Consider the following 18,889-nt stretch of genomic DNA (forward strand, 5'->3'; position numbering starts at 1 on the left):
GGGCGGCGGGGCGGTCAACAGCGCGCAGATGTTTGTATTGCTCAAGCCCCTGGGCGAGCGCAAGGACAACGCCACCGAAATCATCGGCCAGATCCGCCGCAGCCTCGGCGACTTGCCGGGCACCAAGCTGTATTTGCAGTCGGCCCAGGACATCACCGTGGGTGGCCGGCAAAGTGGCGCGCAATACCAATACACCCTGACCGCCGATGACCAGGAGTCGCTGGACGAATGGGTGCCCAAGGTGGTGGCGGTGCTGCGCAAATTGCCGCAACTCACCGACCTCAATACCGACCAGCAAGACAACAGCTTGCTGGCCAATGTGCAAATCAACCGGGACACGGCGGCGCGCCTCGGGGTGAGTGTCTCGGCGGTCGACCAGACGCTGTACGACGCCTTTGGCCAGCGCCAGGTCGCGACCCTGTATCGCGCGGCCAACCAGTACCACGTGGTGATGGAAATCGCGCCGGAATACTGGACCGACCCTTCCGCGCTCAAGGGCATTTATGTGCCGACGGGCACCCAGGCCACGACCACCAAGGGCACCACGGCGGCGCCCAACCTGACCACCGGGCAGACCCTGGTGCCACTCTCGGCACTGGCGGATAACACGGTGGCGCGCACCGCAATTTCCATCAGTCACCAGGGCACGTTCCCGGCGGTGACAGTCTCGTTCAACCTGGCGCCCGGCACGTCCATCGGCCAGGCCACGGCGATGGTGGACGATGCGGTGAAGCAACTGCGCATGCCCGCCAGTGTGGTCGGCCAGTTTGCCGGTACGGCCCAGGTGTTCCAGTCGTCGGTGGCCAGTGAGCCACTGCTGATCGTCGCTGCGTTGCTGTGCGTGTATATCGTGCTGGGCATCCTCTACGAAAACCTGACGCACCCGCTGACCATTCTTTCGACCCTGCCCTCGGCCGGCGTCGGTGCGTTGATCGCCTTGCTGCTGACCGGCACCGAGCTGTCGATCATTGCGCTGGTGGGGGTGATTCTGTTGATTGGTATCGTGAAGAAAAACGCGATCATGATGATCGACTTCGCGATCACCGAGCGGCGGGAGTTCGGCCTCACGGCCAAGGAAGCGATTCGCCGAGCGTGCCTGATCCGTTTCCGGCCGATCATGATGACCACCCTGGCGGCGATCCTTGGCGCGCTGCCGCTGGTGCTCGGCACCGGTTATGGCTCTGAGTTGCGCCGGCCGTTGGGGATTTCGATTATTGGTGGCCTGCTGTTCAGCCAGGTGCTGACGCTGTACACCACCCCGGTGATCTACCTGTGGCTCGACCGGGCGTCACAGCGCCTGGGTCGGCGTAAGGAAGCAAGGTTATGAACGTGAAATACAGCGTGCTTTGCATCAGCCTGCTGCTCGGCGGCTGCATGGTCGGGCCCGATTACCAGAAGCCCGCCATGGAGCTGCCGCAGACCTTCAAGGAAGGCGCGCAGTGGCAGCGTGCGGCGGCCAACCCCCAGGGGGCCATGGACAGCCAGTGGTGGCTGGCCTATCAGGACCCGGTACTGAACGATTTGGTGGCGCGCTCGGCCAAGGCCAACCAGTCGATCATCGCGGCGGAGGCGGCTTATCGTCTGGCCCAGGCGCAGGTGGCGTCCAGCCGGGCAGGGTTGTGGCCCACCGTTGGCGTAGGGTTGTCGGGTTCGCGGGGAACGGCGGGCAGCGGCAGCGGTACGTCGACTACCGGCACCACGACGGGCGGCGTGCAGAACAGTGTCAGCGCAACCTTGACCGCCAGTTGGGAGCCGGACCTGTGGGGCCTGGTGCGGCGCGGGATAGAGTCCAGCCAGGCGACGGCCCAGCAATCGGATGCGTTGCTGGCCGGGGTGCGGCTGTCCATCAGTTCCAGCGTGGCGAGTAACTACCTCGCCCTGCGGCAGATGGACATCGACGTGCGCCTGTTGCAGCAACAACAGAAGATCAACCAGCAACTGCTGGACATGATCCAGGTGCAGTTCACTCAGGGCGTCGCCACCAACGACCAGTTGCTGGTGGCGCAGGACCAGTTGACCACTTCGATTGCCGACTTGCAGACCTCCCTGCGCGACCGCGAGCAATACGAACACGCGCTGGCCGTGCTGGTGGGCGTGGCGCCGAGTGAATTCAGCGTGGCGGTGCGCAATGACTACAGCTTCGTGGTCCCGCGGCCACCGTTGACCTTGCCGTCGACCCTGCTGCAACGGCGTCCCGATGTGGTGGCGGCGGAGCGCTCGGCAGCGGCGGCCAACGCGAAAATCGGCGTGGCCGAAGCTGCGTTCTTCCCTACGCTGGATCTGACTGCCGAGGCCGGTTACCGCGGCAGTGCGTTGGGCGGGTTGTTCTCCCTGCCCAATCGCATCTGGACGTTGGGCCCGGCGCTGGCGGAAACCCTGTTTGACGGCGGCGCCCGCGAAGCGGCGGTCAAGCAGGCCGAGGCCAGCTATGACCAGATCGCCGCGACCTACAAGGGTACCGTGCTCAGCGCCTTGCAGAACGTTGAAGACAACCTGTCGGCAATCAACCACCTGCAAACCCAGGCCGATGCGTTCCAGCAGGTGTACCAGCGTAATCAGCAACTGTTCGGCAGCCAGGAAGCACAGTTGCGCGCCGGCACTGTGAGCCAGGAGGCCGTGCTGACCCAGCAACTGGTGTTGCTGCAAGCCGAGCAGAATCTTCGCGACACCCAGGGCCAGCTCAGCCAGGGCAGTGTGGCGCTGATCCAGAGCCTTGGCGGGGGCTGGCAAACGCCTGCGCTCTGAACGGCTCGCTAACCCGGTGTGCGCCGCGTTATTCTCGGCGCACTTTGAATCACGGGAAGCCTGAGCCATGGCAGGAAGCAGTTTGCTGGTATTGATCGACGACATCGCTGCGGTGCTCGACGATGTGGCGTTGATGACCAAGATGGCTGCGAAGAAAACCGCCGGCGTGCTGGGGGACGACCTGGCGCTGAATGCCCAGCAAGTCTCCGGGGTGCGCGCCGAGCGGGAAATTCCGGTGGTGTGGGCGGTGGCCAAGGGCTCGTTCGTCAACAAGCTGATTTTGGTGCCGGCTGCGTTGCTGATCAGCGCGTTTGCGCCGTGGGCGGTCACGCCGTTGTTGATGCTGGGCGGCGCTTACCTGTGTTTTGAAGGTTTCGAAAAACTCGCCCATAGCTTTTTCCACAAACGCGCCGAAGAGCAGGCGCACCTGGTGGAAGCCGTGGCGGATCCGGCCACGGACCTGGTGGCCTTCGAGAAGGACAAGATCAAAGGCGCGATCCGTACCGACTTCATCCTCTCCGCCGAAATCATCGCCATCACCCTCGGTACCGTGGCCGATGCACCGCTGATGCAGCAAGTGATCGTGTTGTCGGGTATCGCCATCGTCATGACCATCGGCGTCTACGGCTTGGTGGCCGGTATCGTCAAACTCGATGACCTGGGCCTGTGGCTCACCCAGAAGCCCGGCCAGGCGGCGCGCAGCATCGGCGGGGCGATCCTGCGGGCGGCGCCGTACATGATGAAAAGCCTGTCGGTGATCGGTACGGCGGCGATGTTCATGGTCGGCGGTGGCATCCTGACCCATGGTGTGCCGGTGGTGCATCACTGGATCGAGACCGTGAGCCAGAGTACTGGCGGCCTGGCGTGGTTGATGCCGACGTTGCTCAATGCAGTGGCGGGGATCATTGCCGGGGCCGTGGTGTTGGCGGTGGTCAGCGTGGTGGGTAACCTCTGGAAGCGTGTGAGGGCATAGGCATTTGATCGAGCGACGGCAATTCAGCGGGGGCATGAAAGGCAAGAACCTCCGTTACCTGAATGAAAATCCCGGCGACGCCCGCCAGACGGTGCGTGCGGGATTTGTGTTGCTCGAACATTTTTCGCTGCCGGCGTTTACCCAGGCGCTGGATACGCTGATCACCGCCAACCTGCTGCGGCCCGCTTCTTTTTCTACATCGACCTTCGGCTTGCGGGAAGGCGAGGTGATCAGTGACCTGGGGCTGGTGATCCGGCCCGATGCGCGGCTTGAGTCTTCGGTGCTTAAAGAGTTGGACCTGTTGGTGATATGCGGTGGCTATCGCACTGAACTGAAGGCTGCGGAGGAGTTTATCCACCTGCTGAAAAGCGCCTCGGAGCAGGGTGTGAGCCTGGCCGGTTTGTGGAATGGTGCGTGGTTCCTGGGGCGTGCGGGATTGCTGGGCGGCTACCGCTGCGCCGTGCACCCGGAACATCGCCCGGCCCTCGCTGATTTTTGCAAGGCGACGCAGGTCAGCAGCGAACCCTATGTGATTGATCGCGACCGGCTGACGGCATCGAGCCCTTCCGGTGCGTTTCATATGGCGCTGGACTGGATCAAGGGGCTGTACGGCAAAGCGCTTGTGGAGGGGATCGAGGACATCCTGGCGTTTGAGGAGTCGCGCTACCGGCGGGTGAAACCCACGGAAAACGTGTGCTTGAGCGCGCCCCTGCGCGAGGTGGTCAACCTGATGGACGCCAACCTCGAAGAGCCTCTGGAGCTTGAGCAACTGGCCGTTTATGCGGGCCGTTCCCGACGCCAGTTGGAGCGTTTGTTCAAGGAGCAGCTTGGCACCACGCCCCAGCGTTATTACCTGGAACTGCGCATCACCGAGGCCCGTCGGCTGCTGCAACACACCGAGCTGTCCCAGGTGGACGTGCTGGTGGCCTGCGGGTTTGTCTCGCCGAGCCATTTCAGCAAGTGCTACAGCGCCTACTTTGGCTACAGGCCATCCAAGGAAAAGCGCCTGGTCAAATAGCCTGAGATTGGCATTCGCCACAAATATAGATACGATGCTAATCATTAGCTTGCTATCTATATGTAGGTTTAATGAAATCCTCCACCTTCCAGCTCCCTGATTTCTGGCAGGCGACGTTGACCCCGTCCCGTAGCGATCTGCTGTTTGCCTTGCGCAACATGATCGCCGGCGGGGTCGCGTTGTACCTGGCCTTCTGTTTTGACTTGCAGCAACCGCAATGGGCCCTGACCACCGTATTTATCGTGGGCCAGTCCACCAGCGGCATGGTCCTGGCCAAAGGCGCCTATCGGCTGGTGGGTACGTTTGTCGGGGCCATGGTTTCCATCGCGATGATCGGTGTATTTGGCCAGGCGCCGCTGCTGTTCCTGCTGTGCATGGCGCTGTGGCTGGCGTTCTGCACCACGGGGGCATCCTTGCTGCGCAATCATGCGTCCTATGGGTTTGTGCTGGCGGGTTACACCACGGCGATTATTGCGCTACCCGCTACGGCGGCACCGCTGGGAGTGTTCGATGAGGCGGTGGCACGCTGCCAGGAGATCAGCCTGGGGATTCTTTGTGCCTCCATCGCCAGTACGATTCTGTGGCCGCGCCGGGTCGAGCAGGTGCTGGCGGTTCAGGCGCGCGCCGCCTGGCAGGCCGGGGTGCGGGCTGCCGCTTCGGAGCTGTTGGGTACCGACCAGCGTAAAGGCTTGCTCGAAGCATTGAGCCGCCTGGTGGCGGTGGACAGCCAGCGCGACCATGCCTGGTTTGAAGGGCCCAAGGGCCGGCGCCGCTCCCAGGCCTTGCGGGTGCTCAGCCGTGATCTGCTTAGCCTGCTGCGGGCGGCGCGGGGCGTGGCGCGCCAGCGGATGATGCTCGATGAAACGGCGGCGGTCGGGCCACTGATTGAAGCGGTGGCTTTGGCGTTGCAGCAGGAGCGTCTTGATGAACTGCCCGGGTTGTCACAACGGCTTGGCCTGGCGTTGCAGGATCCGCAGCTTGGCCAGGAGGCGCACTTTTGCCTGGTGCAACTGGCGCAGGTGTTGCGCTTGATTGAGCGGGGTGCATTGACGCTGTCGGCGGTCGAGCAGGGCAGGGTGCCGCCCGGCGCACCGGGGGCGATGTCCTGGCACCGGGATATCGAGCAGGGGGTGCTTGGTGGGCTGCGCAGTGCGTTGGCGTTTCTGGCGGTCGCGGCGTTCTGGATCTTTACGGCATGGCCTTCGGGTTTGGGCGCGGTATCGATTTGTGGCGTGGTGTTGAGCCTGTTTGCAGCGCGGGAAAACCCGTCGGCCTCCAGCCTGAATTTCCTCAAGGGCATAGCGCTGTCGATCCCGGTGGCCGGTTTTGTGTGCTTCGTGCTGTTGCCCGGCTTCGATGGCTTTCCCTTGTTATGCCTGGCGTTGGGAGTGCCGCTGTTTTTCGCCTCGTTGTGCATGAGCCGCCTCAAGCTGGCGGCCACGGCCTCGGCGTTCTGCATCTTTTTCGTCAACAACGTCGGGCCCAGCAATGTGATGACCTATGACTTCGCCGCGTTCCTCAACAAGGCCATCGCGACGCTGGTGGGGGTCGGGATTGCCGTGGTGGTGTTTCGGCTGATCCAGCTCAATCCCGGCGAGCATCACTATCGGCGGATGTTCAAGGCTTCATTGTTCGACCTGGCGCAATTGACTTCCCGTCCCCTGGAGCAGGCTGAAAGCTGGTTTGGCGGGCGCATGGCGGACCGGCTGATTCGCTTGTCGCGCTACAGCGAAACCTTGCCTGCCGATCGCCGTGTCCACTGGGATAACGGATTGCTGGGGCTGGACCTGGGGGATGAGTTGCTGGAGTTGCGCGCCTGCCTGGCGGACAGCCGGGGTGCGTTGGCGATTGAGCGCGATCGCTATTTGCGGGCATTGGAGTCGGTGTTGGAGGAGGGTGGACCGAGCGTGGCGAATGAGTCGCTGATGGATGTGGCCAGCGTTGCGATGCTTGAAGCGCTTGAACAGCCTTCGGGATTGGCGGAGCAGGATCGGGAAATGGCCAGGGCGGTGGTGCTGCAACTGCGGTTTACGTGGCGTAAGTGGTGTCGGCGGGGGATGTAGGCGCTGGCAAGCCAGCGCCTACACGGGGCATTACTCGGCGATCTGCAACTTGCGCGCCTCGGTGTACACGTAGCGCACCTTTTCATACTCGAACGGCGAGTTCATCTGGCCGTAGCGGAAGCTGGTCTGGTAGCGCTTGTCGACGGCGCGCAGGGCCCAGATTTCCGGGTGGTTTTCGCTGACCTTGGACACGTTCAGGAAGTTGATCTCGGTCTCGGCGCCGTAGTCCACCAGCAGGCCGGTGGTATCCCGCAGGTTCGACGGACCAAACAGCGGCAGCACCAGGTAGGCGCCGCCCGGTACACCGTAGAAGCCCAGGGTCTGGCCGAAGTCTTCGCTCTGGCGCGGCAGGCCCATGGCGGTGGCCGGGTCCCACAGGCCGGCGATGCCGATGGTGGTGTTGAGCAGCAGGCGGCCGGTGGTTTCCAGGGAACGATGGCCCTTGAGCTGCAGCAGGCTGTTCAGCAGGTTGGGTACATCCCCGAGGTTGTTGAAGAAGTTGCTGACGCCGGTACGCAGGAAGCTCGGGGTGACATAGCGGTAACCGTCCACCACGGGCAGGAACACCCACTGGTCGAAGCGGTAGTTGAAGTGGTAGACCCGGCGGTTCCACGACTCCAGCGGGTCGTAGACATTCAGGGCGTTGACCGACGAGCGCTCGAACTCACGCTGGTCCAGGCCAGGGTTGAACTTGAGGTGGCTCAGGGGCTCCTTGAAGCCGTCGGAGTCCACTACGGTCGGCGTGTGGGCCTTGCTGTTGTCGGCATTGGCCACGCCTGCGCACATCAGGGCGGCGAGCAGCAGAAGATATTTAGCCACGGAAGAACTCCAGCATGGCGTCGGCGTTGACGCGGTAGTTGAGGTTGCCGCAATGGCCGCCCAGGGGGTAGACGGTCAAGCGATCGCCGAAGGTTTTACGCAGGAAGCCAAGGTCGCCAGGGCCCAGGATCACGTCGTCGGCGTTGTGCATGACGGCGATTTTCGGGCTGTCGTGCAGGTAGTCCTTGAGGGCATACAGGCTGACCTGGTCAACCAGTTGCAACAGGCTGCCACCGTCGGAACGGGCGCGCCACATCGGGATCACCTGTTCGGTGAGGTAGCAGTCGAAGTCGCACTGCAGCGCACGCTTGAGGAATGGGGTGAGGCTGGTGCCTTCGCTGATCGGGTACTTGGGCGGGATGATCAGGCCGCGGCGGTTGATCAGGTCCGAGGTGAAGGCAATGTCGGCCGCCGAGAAGCGGAACGAAGTGCCGATCAGCATCGCCATTTGTTCGTTGGTCAGGTGTTCCTTGGAGTTCTGGAAGTCGTACAGCAGGGCATCGTTGAGGTCGATGTAGCCCTTTTGCTGGAAGTAGCGGGTCAGTTTGTTCAACACCAGCTCATAGAAGGTGGTGCTGTTGTTGATGCCCTTGACCTCGGTCTGCACCAGCTTGTCGAGGTTGGTGATCGAGGTATAGAGGTTGACCGGCGGGTTCAGCAGCAGGACTTTCTTGAAGTTGAAGCTGCGACGGGTTTCATCCAGCTTGCTGACAAAGGCTGCGTCGAGGGCGCCGAGGCTGTAGCCGGTGAGGTAGAAGTCGGTCACGGGCAGCGTCGGGTTTTGCGCGCGTACGGCCTGCATCACGCGGTACATGTCTTCGGCGTCTTCCTGGCTGATGCCGGGAGTGGCGAAGCGCGAGGCGGCAGCGATGAAGTCGAAGCTGGTGGGGGACGACAGCTGGACGACGTGGTAACCGGCCTTGTAGTAGAGCTTTTTCAGGTATTCGTTGATGGTGCTGTCAAAGCGTGCGCCGGTGCCGGCGATCAGGAAGATCAGCGGTGCGGCACGGTCCTGCTTGGCGATGCGGTAGGTGAGTTTCTTCACCGCCCAGAAGTTGTCAGGCAGGCTGAACTCGCGCTCGGGGCGCATCGTCAGGGTGTAGTCGGACTGATTGATTTGATCGTCCGATGGCAGTTCCGGCCGCAGGTTCGGCGGGGTGGTGGCGATGGTCGCTTCAAACGGGTTGGTCAAAGGGTAGCCATAGCTGGCCTGGTCGATATCGACCGCCAGTGCTGACGCACTCAGAAAAAGGCTGCCCAACAGGGCCGCACAGCGCAAGGAACGGAGCATGACTAAATCCCTAAGAGGAAAACGTGCTGAAGTGGAGTTCGCAGGCTATGACCACCGCGTTGCTGCCGAAGTGCCAGCCTTCGGCACTAAAAGTCGGAAAAAACGTCGGAATCGGGGTAATAGTAGCGAGACGATACACTTTGGCACGCCTTAATGAACACTTATCTGTTTGCAAAACTTGCCAACGGCCACCGGGGGATTAAGCTGGGCGCCGTTTTCGCCTATCGGAGTGCCCCATGTCCCGCCGTTTTCCGCTGATCCTGTTGCTTATTGCCCTGCCGCTTTGGCTGGCCGCCAGTTATGGCGCGCGTTACGGATTCATGGAGGATGGCCGTTGGGTGGGCATTTGCGCTGACGAAGCCAGCCGCTGGGAATGCCAGGTGCGTTCCAACCTGGGGTTGATGATTCACTTCAAGGTGCTGGGCTGGGCGGCGCTGGTCACGGCGGTGCTGGCGTTTTTCGTGCCGGGCCGGGCCGGGTGGGGTTTGGCGGTGTTGGCGCTGGTGTTCGGATTTCCGGCGTTGGCGTTGTACAACACGACGTTTGCGGTGTTTGCGGTGGTGATTGCGGGGTTGCGGTTGGTCCGTAAGCCTCGCGTTGCCTGACAGGGCCTCTTCGCGAGCAAGCCCGCTCCCACATTTGACCGAGTACATCCCTTGGAATGCGGTCGAGTGTGGGAGCGGGCTTGCTCGCGAAAGCGGTCTTAAGCCTTGCGCACCCGCAAGCAACGCCACAAGGCTACGACCATGAACAGGCTAACCACCGCCCAACCCCACGCCTGCTGGTTCATCAACCCTTCACGGAACAACTGCGGCGCAATGCCGGCACCGATGATGAACGCCAGCAACGCAATCTCCCGCCGCAGCCCGCTCACCGGACGCACCAGGTACACCAGCGCCGGCAGCACCAGCGCGGCACTCGGGAAGCTGCGGTAACGCGGGTCAAATACCAGCGCCAGCATCATTACCGCACCGGCAAACCCGGCGATTGCCACCAGCCAGCCAGCGCGCTGCTCCAGCCAGTTGAAGGCGCGTTCGCGCCAACCTTCTCGCGTACTCAACGCCAGGGCGGCGTGAGCAAGTACCGCAAGGTTCAAGGCCACCAGCAATCCAGCCCACACCCACTCATCCGTGAAGCGCGCGGTGACCCGGTTCAACTCGGCCCAGGTGCCGATCGAGCAGGCCGCCACGGCGCCCAGCAATGGCAACAACAACGCAGCCCGGGCCGTGCGCACGCGGCCACCCAGCAGCAGCGTGCCCAGCAGGATAATTCCGCCAACCCCCAGCCACAGCGGCCAGTACGGCACATTGGTCACCGGGCCGGCGAGCACGCCCTTGTCCTGGCGGTCCGCATCAAACAGGCCCCAGTAACCCCCCACCGCCCCTTCACTGGCACGTTTCCACGGCTGGTCAAAGGCTTCGATCAGGTTGTAGTGCCAGCCATTGGCCTCGGCCATGGCCACGAACCCGCGCATGAATTTCGCTTCGTTGACCCGGCTCGGCACCGCCGTTTCCCGCTGGCGGCCTTCGCTCGGCCAGCCGGTCTCGCCGATCATCACGTCCTTGGGCGCGAATTTGTTGCCGAAGGTCTGGCGCACATCGCCCACGTGCTTGAGCGCCTGGTCGATGCCCGAGGGGTCATCTTCCCAGTACGGCAGCAGGTGGATGGTCAGGAAGTCCACGGCCGGGGCGATTTCCGGGTGTTGTAGCCAGAACTCCCACACATCGGCGTAGGTGACCGGTTGCTTGATATGGTCCTTGACGTGATGGATCAACTTGACCAACTGCCCGGCAGTGACTTCCTTGCGCAGCAGGGTTTCGTTGCCGACGATCACCGAGGTGACGACGTCGGGGTTGGCATTGGCCGAAGCGATCAGTGCCTCGACTTCCTTGGCGGTGGCCACCGGATCACTGCTGACCCATGCGCCGCTCATCAGCTTCAGGCCGTGTTTGCGCGCCAGTGCCGGCAAGTCTTCAAGGCCGGTCTGGGAGTAGGTGCGAATGCATTCGAAACGGGTGGCCAGCAACGCCAGGTCGGCGTCCATGCGCTCGGGGCGCAGTTTGAACGGCTGGTCGAACGGCGACTGGTCTTTGTCGAAGGGCGTGTAGGACGCACATTGCAGCTTGTGGCTGGCGCTGGCCACGTCCGGCAGCACCACCGGTTGGCCAAGGCCGTACCAATAGCCACCGAGGGCCAGCACACCGAGGATCAGGGCAAATAAATAGGGCAGGAGCGGGAAACGTGCAGTCGCGGGCATGATCAGGCCGTCTGGGGGCAAAGGCGCGCATCTTACCCGGATTTGAGCCGTCCCAGTGGGGCCGCATAATTTTGACATGCAAAGTTCGGGCGGGATCGTCGGTGAATGTCCTACAAATCATCCTGCTGGCGATGTGATGTCGTTTCTTGCTTACCTGAGGTCGCAGTCAGAGCAGGTCGCTTGTGGCAGCAGGTTGATTATCGAAGTGTCAGCCCTCCACTGATGAGGCACCCACGTGATCGATGCGCGTGAAGGGGGCGCGGTGCACCACATAACAACAGGTTGACGTCGCTCGGCATCCGTCGGGCGCAGCACTTTCGGGGAAGCACTATGAAGATGCGACGACTCTTGGGCGCAGCTGCCACTCTGGTAGTTGCGATGAGCTCCACACTGGCCAGCGCCGACAGCAAAACCCTGAGCATCGGCTATGTGGATGGCTGGTCGGACAGTGTCGCCACCACCCACGTGGCGGCAGAAGTGATCAAGCAAAAGCTCGGTTATGACGTGAAACTGCAAGCGGTCGCCACCGGGATCATGTGGCAAGGCGTGGCCACCGGCAAACTCGACGCCATGCTCTCCGCCTGGTTGCCGGTGACCCACGGTGAATACTGGGCCAAGAACAAGGACAAGGTGGTCGACTACGGCCCCAACTTCAAGGACGCCAAGATCGGCCTGATCGTGCCTGAGTACGTGAAAGCCAAATCCATCGAAGACCTCAAGACCGACACCACCTTCAAGAACAAGATCGTGGGTATCGACGCCGGTTCAGGTGTGATGCTCAAGACCGACGAAGCAATCAAGGCCTATGGCCTGGACTACAAGCTGCAAGCCAGCTCGGGCGCGGCGATGATCGCCGAGTTGACCCGTGCCGAAGACAAACAGGAATCCATTGCGGTCACCGGCTGGGTGCCACACTGGATGTTCGCCAAGTGGAAACTGCGTTTCCTGGACGACCCAAAAGGAATTTATGGTGCTGCTGAGACCGTCAACAGCATCGGCAGCAAAGGCCTGGAAAAGAAAGCCCCGGAAGTCGTGGCGTTCCTGAAGAAATTCCAGTGGGCCTCCAAGGATGAAATCGGCGAAGTCATGCTGGCGATCCAAGAGGGCGCCAAGCCTGAAGCGGCGGCCAAGGACTGGGTGGCCAAGCACCCTGAGCGCGTCGCCGAGTGGACTGCTAAGTAAGTCTCTTGTGGGAGCTGGCTTGCCTGCGATGCAGACGCCTCGGTGCACTTGATGTATCGAGGTAATCCCATCGCGGGCAAGCCCGGCTCCCACATTATTTCGCCCCCGCAATTATTCCTGCACCTTCAATATCCCTCGCTACACTCCTTCTACTACTAAGGTCGTCTGGAACCTGTTCCTCAGCCGCATACAGTGGATATGTTCCAATAATAAAAAGCTGTGCTGCGAGGATAAAAACAATGAACGACAGCATTTACCTCTCGATTCAAAACAGCCCGCGTTTCAAGGAGCTGGTTAGTAAAAGGGAAAGATTCGCCTGGATTCTCTCGGCAATCATGCTTGGGCTGTACTCCGCTTTCATTCTTCTGATTGCCTATGGGCCGCAAATACTGGGGGCCAAGATCAGCCCCGGTTCGTCCATCACGTGGGGGATCCCTATCGGGGTCGGGCTGATTGTGTCGGCCTTCGTCCTCACCGGCATCTATGTACGACGCGCCAACGGCGAATTCGACGACTTGAACAATGCGATTCTCAAGGAGGCTGCGCAATGATCCGTCGTCTATTGGCTGTACTCGGCGCTTCGGCCTTTGCACCTGCCGTTTGGGCGGCCGATGCACTGACCGGCGAAGTGCATAAACAACCGCTGAATATCGCAGCGATCCTGATGTTCGTGGCCTTCGTCGGCGCGACCTTGTGCATCACCTACTGGGCGTCCAAGCGCAACAAGTCGGCGGCCGACTACTATGCGGCCGGCGGCAAGATCACCGGGTTCCAGAACGGTCTGGCGATTGCCGGTGACTACATGTCGGCAGCCTCCTTCCTGGGGATTTCCGCGCTGGTGTTCACCTCCGGCTACGACGGCCTGATCTACTCCATCGGCTTCCTGGTGGGCTGGCCGATCATTCTGTTCCTGATCGCCGAGCGCCTGCGTAACCTGGGCAAATACACCTTTGCCGACGTGGCGTCCTATCGCCTGGGGCAAACCCAGATCCGCAGCCTGTCGGCGTGCGGCTCTTTGGTGGTGGTGGCGTTCTACCTGATCGCGCAGATGGTTGGCGCGGGCAAGCTGATCCAGCTGCTGTTCGGCCTGGATTATCACGTCGCGGTGATCCTGGTAGGCATCCTGATGTGCCTCTATGTGTTGTTCGGCGGCATGCTGGCGACCACCTGGGTGCAGATCATCAAGGCAGTGCTGTTGCTGTCCGGTGCCTCGTTCATGGCGCTGATGGTGATGAAACACGTCAACTTCGACTTCAACATGCTGTTTGCCGAGGCGATCAAGGTTCACCCTAAAGGTGAAGCGATCATGAGCCCGGGCGGTCTGGTGAAAGACCCGATTTCGGCGTTCTCCCTCGGCCTGGCACTGATGTTCGGTACCGCCGGCCTGCCGCACATCCTGATGCGCTTCTTCACTGTGAGTGACGCAAAGGAAGCTCGCAAGAGCGTGCTGTATGCCACTGGCTTCATCGGCTACTTCTATATCCTGACCTTCATCATCGGCTTCGGCGCGATCCTGCTGGTCAGCACCAACCCGGCGTTCAAGGATGCTGCAGGTGCCTTGCTCGGCGGTAACAACATGGCGGCGGTGCACCTGGCCAACGCGGTGGGCGGCAGTATCTTCCTGGGCTTCATCTCGGCCGTGGCGTTTGCCACCATCCTGGCAGTGGTTGCCGGTTTGACCCTCGCGGGTGCTTCGGCGGTGTCCCATGACCTGTACGCCAGCGTGATCAAGAAAGGCAAGGCCAACGAGAAGGATGAGATTCGCGTATCGAAGATCACCACCATCGCCCTGGCAGTACTGGCGATTGGCTTGGGCATCCTGTTTGAAAGCCAGAACATCGCGTTCATGGTGGGCCTGGCGTTCTCCATTGCGGCCAGCTGTAACTTCCCGGTGCTGCTGCTTTCCATGTACTGGAAAAACCTCACCACCCGCGGTGCGATGATAGGTGGCTGGCTGGGCTTGATCAGTGCCGTTGGCCTGATGATCCTCGGCCCGACCATCTGGGTCTCGATCCTGCACCATGAGAAGGCGATCTTCCCTTACGAGTACCCGGCGCTCTTCTCGATGATCATTGCGTTCATCGGCATCTGGTTCTTCTCCATCACCGACAAGTCGGCGGCGGCAGAGAAGGAACGTGCGCTGTACTTCCCGCAGTTTGTGCGTTCGCAGACTGGCCTGGGGGCGAGTGGGGCGGTTAGCCACTAAGCCTGTAACAGTTACAAAAAAATGCCCCGGTCGTGAGATCGGGGCTTTTTTTTGCCTTTATTGGTAACAGATACGACAAAACTGTTTCTCAAATCCGGCACAAATAAAAACGGCCTCTCTATCAAGGGAGGCCGTTTTCGGTGTAGCCAAGTAGCGATCAGCTTACTTGCGGTCTTCCAGCTTGGTGATGTCACGCGACTCGTAGCCGGTGTACAGCTGGCGCGGACGGCCAATCTTGTACGGGCTGGAGAGCATTTCTTTCCAGTGGGAGATCCAGCCCACGGTCCGCGCCAGGGCGAAGATCACGGTGAACATGCTGGTTGGAATGCCGATCGCCTTGAGGATGATCCCCGAGTAGAAGTCGACGTTCGGGTACAGCGAGCGCTCGATGAAGTACGGGTCGGTCAGGGCGATCTCTTCCAGGCGCATGGCCAGTTCGAGTTGCGGATCGTTCTTGATGCCCAGTTCCTTCAACACTTCGTCGCAGGTCTTCTTCATTACGGTGGCGCGCGGGTCGCGGTTCTTGTAGACCCGGTGACCGAAGCCCATCAACTTGAACGGATCGTTCTTGTCCTTGGCCTTGGCGATGAACTTGTCGATGTTCGAGACATCGCCGATTTCATCGAGCATGGTCAATACGGCTTCGTTCGCACCGCCGTGGGCAGGGCCCCACAGTGCGGCGATACCGGCGGCGATACAGGCGAACGGGTTGGCGCCCGAGGAGCCCGCCAGGCGCACGGTAGAGGTCGAGGCGTTCTGTTCGTGGTCGGCGTGGAGGATGAAGATCTTGTCCATCGCGGCGGCCAGCACCGGGCTGATCGGTTTGATCTCGCACGGGGTGTTGAACATCATGTGCAGGAAGTTTTCCGCGTACGTCAGGTCGTTGCGCGGGTACATCATGGGTTGGCCCATGGAGTACTTGTAAACCATTGCGGCCAGGGTCGGCATCTTGGCAACCAGGCGGATCGCGGAGATTTCGCGATGCTGCGGGTTATTGATGTCCAGGGAGTCGTGATAGAAGGCCGACAGGGCGCCGACTACGCCGCACATGACGGCCATCGGGTGGGCGTCGCGACGGAAGCCGTTGAAGAAGGTCTTCAACTGCTCGTGAACCATGGTGTGGTTCTTCACGGTGCTGACAAACTGGGCCTTTTGCTCAGCTGTTGGCAATTCGCCATTAAGCAGCAAGTAGCAGGTTTCCAGGTAGTCCGACTGTTCAGCAAGCTGTTCGATCGGGTAGCCGCGGTGCAGCAAGATACCGTTATCACCGTCGATATAGGTGATCTTCGACTCGCATGAGGCGGTCGACATGAAGCCTGGGTCGAATGTAAAACGGCCCGTGGCCGTCAGGCCCCGTACGTCGATAACATCGGGACCAACGGTGCCGGTTAAAATGGGCAGCTCGACGGGGGCTGCGCCCTCGATGATCAACTGCGCTTTTTTGTCAGCCATGTGGCCTCCTATTTATGCTTCAAATCATCAGACAGACCCCCCACGCAGGGCCCGCACCACTATAGTGAGATAAATTCAGATGTCAATTTGCCTAAAGTCTTGCTCCAGAAGGCTTTAACCGTACTTTTTCCTCGAAATTACCTGCCATTTACGCCTTTTATGCCGCCAGCGCAATGCGCTATTAGGGTGAGGAGTGCGCGTTGTCATTAGTTGCCTAACTGTCTATACTCGGCCTCCGACCGCCAGGGGCTTTTGGGCCCGTTTTGATGGGGGTCGCACTCCCTGGGTGGTGGTTACCTGACCAGTGCACTCCCCAACAACTTTGCCCTGATTGTTAGGGGCTCTTCAGTGTGAAAAAAAGCCGTGAATAGCCAACGACCTGTAAACCTAGACCTAAGGACCATCAAACTCCCCATCACCGGCGTAACGTCGTTCCTGCACCGTGTATCCGGCATCATCCTGTTTCTTGGCCTGGGCATCATGCTTTATGCATTGAGCAAATCCCTGGGTTCGGAAGAAGGGTACGCCGAGGTGAAGGCATGCTTGACCAGTCCGCTGGCCAAATTCGTCGCCTGGGGCCTCCTGTCCGCTCTGCTTTATCACCTTGTGGCCGGTATTCGCCACTTGATCATGGACATGGGTATCGGTGAGACGCTGGAAGGCGGCAAGCTGGGCTCGAAAATCGTCATCGCCATTTCCGTGGTGCTGATCGTTCTGGCGGGAGTTTGGATATGGTAACCAGCGTTACGAACCTGTCGCGTTCGGGCCTCTATGACTGGATGGCGCAACGTGTGTCTGCGGTTGTTCTCGCGGCTTATTTCATCTTCCTGATCGGGTACCTCGCGGCGAACCCTGGTATTGGCTACGCCCAATGGCACGGCCTGTTCGCTCACAACGGGATGCGCATCTTCAGTCTGCTGGCCCTTGTAGCCCTGGGCGCTCACGCCTGGGTTGGCATGTGGACCATCGCGACCGACTACCTGACGCCGATGGCGCTGGGCAAGTCCGCGACAGCAGTACGGTTTCTCTTCCAGGCAGTATGCGGCGTCGCGATGTTCGCTTACTTCGTCTGGGGTGTGCAGATTCTTTGGGGTATCTGATTCATGGCTAACACAGTTAATACGCTTTCATTCGACGCCATCATCATTGGCGGCGGCGGTGCCGGCATGCGCGCTGCGCTGCAACTGGCCCAGGGCGGTCACAAGACTGCCGTGATCACCAAGGTGTTCCCGACCCGTTCCCACACCGTTTCGGCCCAGGGTGGCATCACCTGCGCCATCGCCTCCGCCGATCCAAACGATGACTGGCGCTGGCACATGTACGATACCGTCAAGGGTTCCGACTATATCGGTGACCAGGACGCTATCGAATACATGTGCTCCGTAGGCCCGGAAGCGGTCTTCGAGCTGGAGCACATGGGTCTGCCGTTCTCCCGTACCGAACAGGGTCGCATCTACCAGCGTCCGTTCGGCGGCCAGTCGAAAGACTTCGGTAAGGGTGGCCAGGCCGCTCGTACCTGTGCCGCAGCCGACCGTACCGGTCACGCGCTGTTGCACACCCTGTACCAGGCCAACCTGAAGGCCGGCACCGTATTCCTCAACGAATACTACGGCGTCGACCTGGTGAAGAACGAAGACGGTGCCTTTGTAGGCATGATCGTTATCTGCATCGAAACCGGCGAAACCTCTTACGTGCGGGCTAATGCCACCGTATTGGCGACCGGCGGTGCAGGCCGTATCTACTCTTCGACTACCAACGCCCTGATCAACACCGGTGACGGTATCGGCATGGCCCTGCGTGCAGGCGTTCCGGTACAAGACATCGAAATGTGGCAGTTCCACCCGACCGGCATCGCCGGCGCCGGTGTACTGGTTACAGAAGGTTGCCGTGGTGAAGGTGGTTACCTGATCAACAAGAACGGCGAGCGCTTCATGGAGCGTTATGCTCCGAACGCCAAAGACCTTGCCGGTCGTGACGTTGTAGCCCGTTCCATGGTTAAAGAGATCATCGCCGGTAACGGCTGTGGTCCCGATGGCGACCACGTGATGCTGAAGCTCGATCACCTCGGTGAAGAAGTGCTGCACAGCCGTCTGCCAGGCATCATGGAGCTGTCCAAGACCTTTGCCCACGTTGACCCGGCTGTTGCGCCGATCCCGGTTGTTCCAACTTGCCACTATATGATGGGCGGCGTTGCCACCAACATTCATGGCCAGGCGATCACCCAGGACGCCGACGGTGTCGACCAGATCATCCCTGGTCTGTTTGCGGTAGGTGAAGTGGCGTGCGTATCGGTTCACGGTGCCAACCGTCTGGGCGGCAACTCGCTGCTCGACCTGGTGGTATTCGGTCGTGCCGCCGGCCTGTTCCTGGAACAGACCCTGAAGGAAGGCGTTGATTACGCGCGTCCACGCCAGTCCGACATCGACGCTGCCCTGGCACGTCTGGATGGCCTGAACTCGCGTACCGATGGCGAAGACGTTGCCTCCCTGCGCAAAGAGCTGCAAAGCTGCATGCAGAACTACTTCGGTGTGTTCCGTACCGGCGAATACATGCAGAAAGGTATCGCCCAGCTGGCTGACCTGCGTACGCGCATCGCCAACGTCAAGATCAACGACAAGAGCCAGGCGTTCAACACCGCTCGAATCGAAGCCCTTGAGCTGCAAAACCTGCTGGAAGTGGCTGAAGCGACTGCGATCGCCGCCGAGGTTCGTAAAGAATCCCGTGGTGCTCACGCTCGTGAAGACTATGAAGACCGCGACGACGAAAACTGGTTGTGCCACACCCTGTACTTCCCGGGTGACAAGCGCGTAACCAAGCGTGCCGTGAACTTCTCGCCGAAGACGGTTCCGACGTTTGAACCGAAGATTCGGACTTACTAAGGGT

The 18,889-nt window shown here is 60.8% G+C and carries 16 protein-coding genes; 12 read left to right on the forward strand and 4 right to left on the reverse strand.

Annotated elements, in window-relative coordinates; translation table 11 throughout:
- The 5 genes from AC3WKX_RS26510 to AC3WKX_RS26530 all read left to right on the forward strand — a co-directional run.
- Window positions 1-1,327: efflux RND transporter permease subunit (locus AC3WKX_RS26510; protein ID WP_173910804.1), on the forward strand; the 1,327-nt coding region annotated here is incomplete at its 5' end.
- Entirely contained in the window at window positions 1,324-2,745 is a 1,422-nt protein-coding gene (locus AC3WKX_RS26515) for an efflux transporter outer membrane subunit (RefSeq protein ID WP_102606465.1), read from the forward strand. The genes AC3WKX_RS26510 and AC3WKX_RS26515, both read left to right, overlap by 4 nt.
- A gap of 67 nt (window positions 2,746-2,812) precedes the next feature.
- Entirely contained in the window at window positions 2,813-3,718 is a 906-nt protein-coding gene (locus tag AC3WKX_RS26520; RefSeq protein ID WP_102606464.1) for a DUF808 domain-containing protein, read from the forward strand.
- A gap of 34 nt (window positions 3,719-3,752) precedes the next feature.
- A complete protein-coding gene (locus tag AC3WKX_RS26525) occupies window positions 3,753-4,736 on the forward strand; it encodes a GlxA family transcriptional regulator (RefSeq protein WP_087694455.1) in 984 nt (327 codons plus the stop codon).
- A 71-nt stretch (window positions 4,737-4,807) separates the two neighbouring features.
- Window positions 4,808-6,799, forward strand: a complete 1,992-nt coding sequence (locus tag AC3WKX_RS26530) for an FUSC family protein (RefSeq protein WP_102606463.1) — start codon at window positions 4,808-4,810, stop codon at window positions 6,797-6,799.
- Window positions 6,800-6,829: 30 nt separating this feature from the next.
- Here the strand turns inward: AC3WKX_RS26530 and AC3WKX_RS26535 are convergent, their stop codons facing one another.
- Together AC3WKX_RS26535 and AC3WKX_RS26540 are read right to left on the reverse strand one after the other, a co-directional pair.
- Complete coding sequence (locus AC3WKX_RS26535) at window positions 6,830-7,618, reverse strand: MlaA family lipoprotein (protein ID WP_003210582.1); 789 nt, start codon at window positions 7,616-7,618, stop codon at window positions 6,830-6,832.
- The gene (locus AC3WKX_RS26540; RefSeq protein WP_003210581.1) at window positions 7,611-8,909 is read right to left on the reverse strand and encodes a hypothetical protein; all 1,299 of its coding nucleotides are present in this window, start codon (window positions 8,907-8,909) and stop codon (window positions 7,611-7,613) included. The genes AC3WKX_RS26535 and AC3WKX_RS26540 overlap by 8 nt, the downstream gene beginning before the upstream one ends.
- Before the next feature lie 236 nt (window positions 8,910-9,145).
- On the opposite strand from AC3WKX_RS26540, the gene AC3WKX_RS26545 reads away from it, so the two are divergent.
- Window positions 9,146-9,514 carry a hypothetical protein gene (locus AC3WKX_RS26545; RefSeq protein ID WP_003210580.1) on the forward strand — a complete coding sequence of 123 codons (369 nt, stop codon included), beginning with the start codon at window positions 9,146-9,148 and terminating at the stop codon, window positions 9,512-9,514.
- Between the two features lie 98 nt (window positions 9,515-9,612).
- Here the strand turns inward: AC3WKX_RS26545 and AC3WKX_RS26550 are convergent, their stop codons facing one another.
- Complete coding sequence (locus AC3WKX_RS26550; RefSeq protein WP_102604581.1) at window positions 9,613-11,166, reverse strand: glycoside hydrolase family 17 protein; 1,554 nt, start codon at window positions 11,164-11,166, stop codon at window positions 9,613-9,615.
- 330 nt (window positions 11,167-11,496) lie between these two features.
- Here AC3WKX_RS26550 and AC3WKX_RS26555 point away from each other — a divergent pair, with 330 nt between their 5' ends.
- The 3 genes from AC3WKX_RS26555 to AC3WKX_RS26565 all read left to right on the forward strand — a co-directional run bounded on the left by AC3WKX_RS26555 (window position 11,497) and on the right by AC3WKX_RS26565 (window position 14,554).
- The gene (locus tag AC3WKX_RS26555; protein ID WP_008433997.1) at window positions 11,497-12,348 is read left to right on the forward strand and encodes a glycine betaine ABC transporter substrate-binding protein; all 852 of its coding nucleotides are present in this window, start codon (window positions 11,497-11,499) and stop codon (window positions 12,346-12,348) included.
- A gap of 239 nt (window positions 12,349-12,587) precedes the next feature.
- Complete coding sequence (locus tag AC3WKX_RS26560) at window positions 12,588-12,899, forward strand: DUF485 domain-containing protein (protein ID WP_003210577.1); 312 nt, start codon at window positions 12,588-12,590, stop codon at window positions 12,897-12,899.
- Entirely contained in the window at window positions 12,896-14,554 is a 1,659-nt protein-coding gene (locus AC3WKX_RS26565) for a cation acetate symporter (RefSeq protein WP_003210576.1), read from the forward strand. The genes AC3WKX_RS26560 and AC3WKX_RS26565 overlap by 4 nt, the downstream gene beginning before the upstream one ends.
- A gap of 162 nt (window positions 14,555-14,716) precedes the next feature.
- Here the strand turns inward: AC3WKX_RS26565 and gltA are convergent, their stop codons facing one another.
- On the reverse strand, window positions 14,717-16,006 hold the full coding sequence (gene gltA, locus AC3WKX_RS26570) for a citrate synthase (RefSeq protein WP_003210575.1): 1,290 nt from the start codon (window positions 16,004-16,006) through the stop codon (window positions 14,717-14,719).
- Window positions 16,007-16,369: 363 nt separating this feature from the next.
- On the opposite strand from gltA, the gene sdhC reads away from it, so the two are divergent.
- From sdhC to sdhA, 3 genes are read left to right on the forward strand one after another with little or no spacing between them, the layout of a single operon-like run.
- A complete protein-coding gene (gene sdhC, locus AC3WKX_RS26575; RefSeq protein ID WP_008433998.1) occupies window positions 16,370-16,744 on the forward strand; it encodes a succinate dehydrogenase, cytochrome b556 subunit in 375 nt (124 codons plus the stop codon).
- Entirely contained in the window at window positions 16,738-17,106 is a 369-nt protein-coding gene (sdhD, locus tag AC3WKX_RS26580) for a succinate dehydrogenase, hydrophobic membrane anchor protein (RefSeq protein ID WP_003210573.1), read from the forward strand. Before sdhC ends, sdhD begins: the two co-directional genes overlap by 7 nt.
- Before the next feature lie 3 nt (window positions 17,107-17,109).
- Window positions 17,110-18,885 carry a succinate dehydrogenase flavoprotein subunit gene (gene sdhA, locus AC3WKX_RS26585; protein WP_003210572.1) on the forward strand — a complete coding sequence of 592 codons (1,776 nt, stop codon included), beginning with the start codon at window positions 17,110-17,112 and terminating at the stop codon, window positions 18,883-18,885.
- The last annotated feature ends 4 nt before the right edge of the window (window positions 18,886-18,889 follow it).

The organism is Pseudomonas sp. GP01-A4 (genome assembly GCF_058780865.1).

Bases quoted from the DNA above. Each gene is read 5' to 3' on its own strand.
- AC3WKX_RS26515 (WP_102606465.1), top strand. From the start codon at position 1,324: ATGAACGTGAAATACAGCGTGCTTTGCATCAGCCTGCTGCTCGGCGGC.
- AC3WKX_RS26520 (WP_102606464.1), top strand. From the start codon at position 2,813: ATGGCAGGAAGCAGTTTGCTGGTATTGATCGACGACATCGCTGCGGTG.
- AC3WKX_RS26525 (WP_087694455.1), top strand. From the start codon at position 3,753: ATGAAAGGCAAGAACCTCCGTTACCTGAATGAAAATCCCGGCGACGCC.
- AC3WKX_RS26530 (WP_102606463.1), top strand. From the start codon at position 4,808: ATGAAATCCTCCACCTTCCAGCTCCCTGATTTCTGGCAGGCGACGTTG.
- AC3WKX_RS26540 (WP_003210581.1), bottom strand. From the start codon at position 8,909: ATGCTCCGTTCCTTGCGCTGTGCGGCCCTGTTGGGCAGCCTTTTTCTG.
- AC3WKX_RS26545 (WP_003210580.1), top strand. From the start codon at position 9,146: ATGTCCCGCCGTTTTCCGCTGATCCTGTTGCTTATTGCCCTGCCGCTT.
- AC3WKX_RS26550 (WP_102604581.1), bottom strand. From the start codon at position 11,166: ATGCCCGCGACTGCACGTTTCCCGCTCCTGCCCTATTTATTTGCCCTG.
- AC3WKX_RS26555 (WP_008433997.1), top strand. From the start codon at position 11,497: ATGAAGATGCGACGACTCTTGGGCGCAGCTGCCACTCTGGTAGTTGCG.
- AC3WKX_RS26560 (WP_003210577.1), top strand. From the start codon at position 12,588: ATGAACGACAGCATTTACCTCTCGATTCAAAACAGCCCGCGTTTCAAG.
- AC3WKX_RS26565 (WP_003210576.1), top strand. From the start codon at position 12,896: ATGATCCGTCGTCTATTGGCTGTACTCGGCGCTTCGGCCTTTGCACCT.
- gltA (WP_003210575.1), bottom strand. From the start codon at position 16,006: ATGGCTGACAAAAAAGCGCAGTTGATCATCGAGGGCGCAGCCCCCGTC.
- sdhD (WP_003210573.1), top strand. From the start codon at position 16,738: ATGGTAACCAGCGTTACGAACCTGTCGCGTTCGGGCCTCTATGACTGG.
- sdhA (WP_003210572.1), top strand. From the start codon at position 17,110: ATGGCTAACACAGTTAATACGCTTTCATTCGACGCCATCATCATTGGC.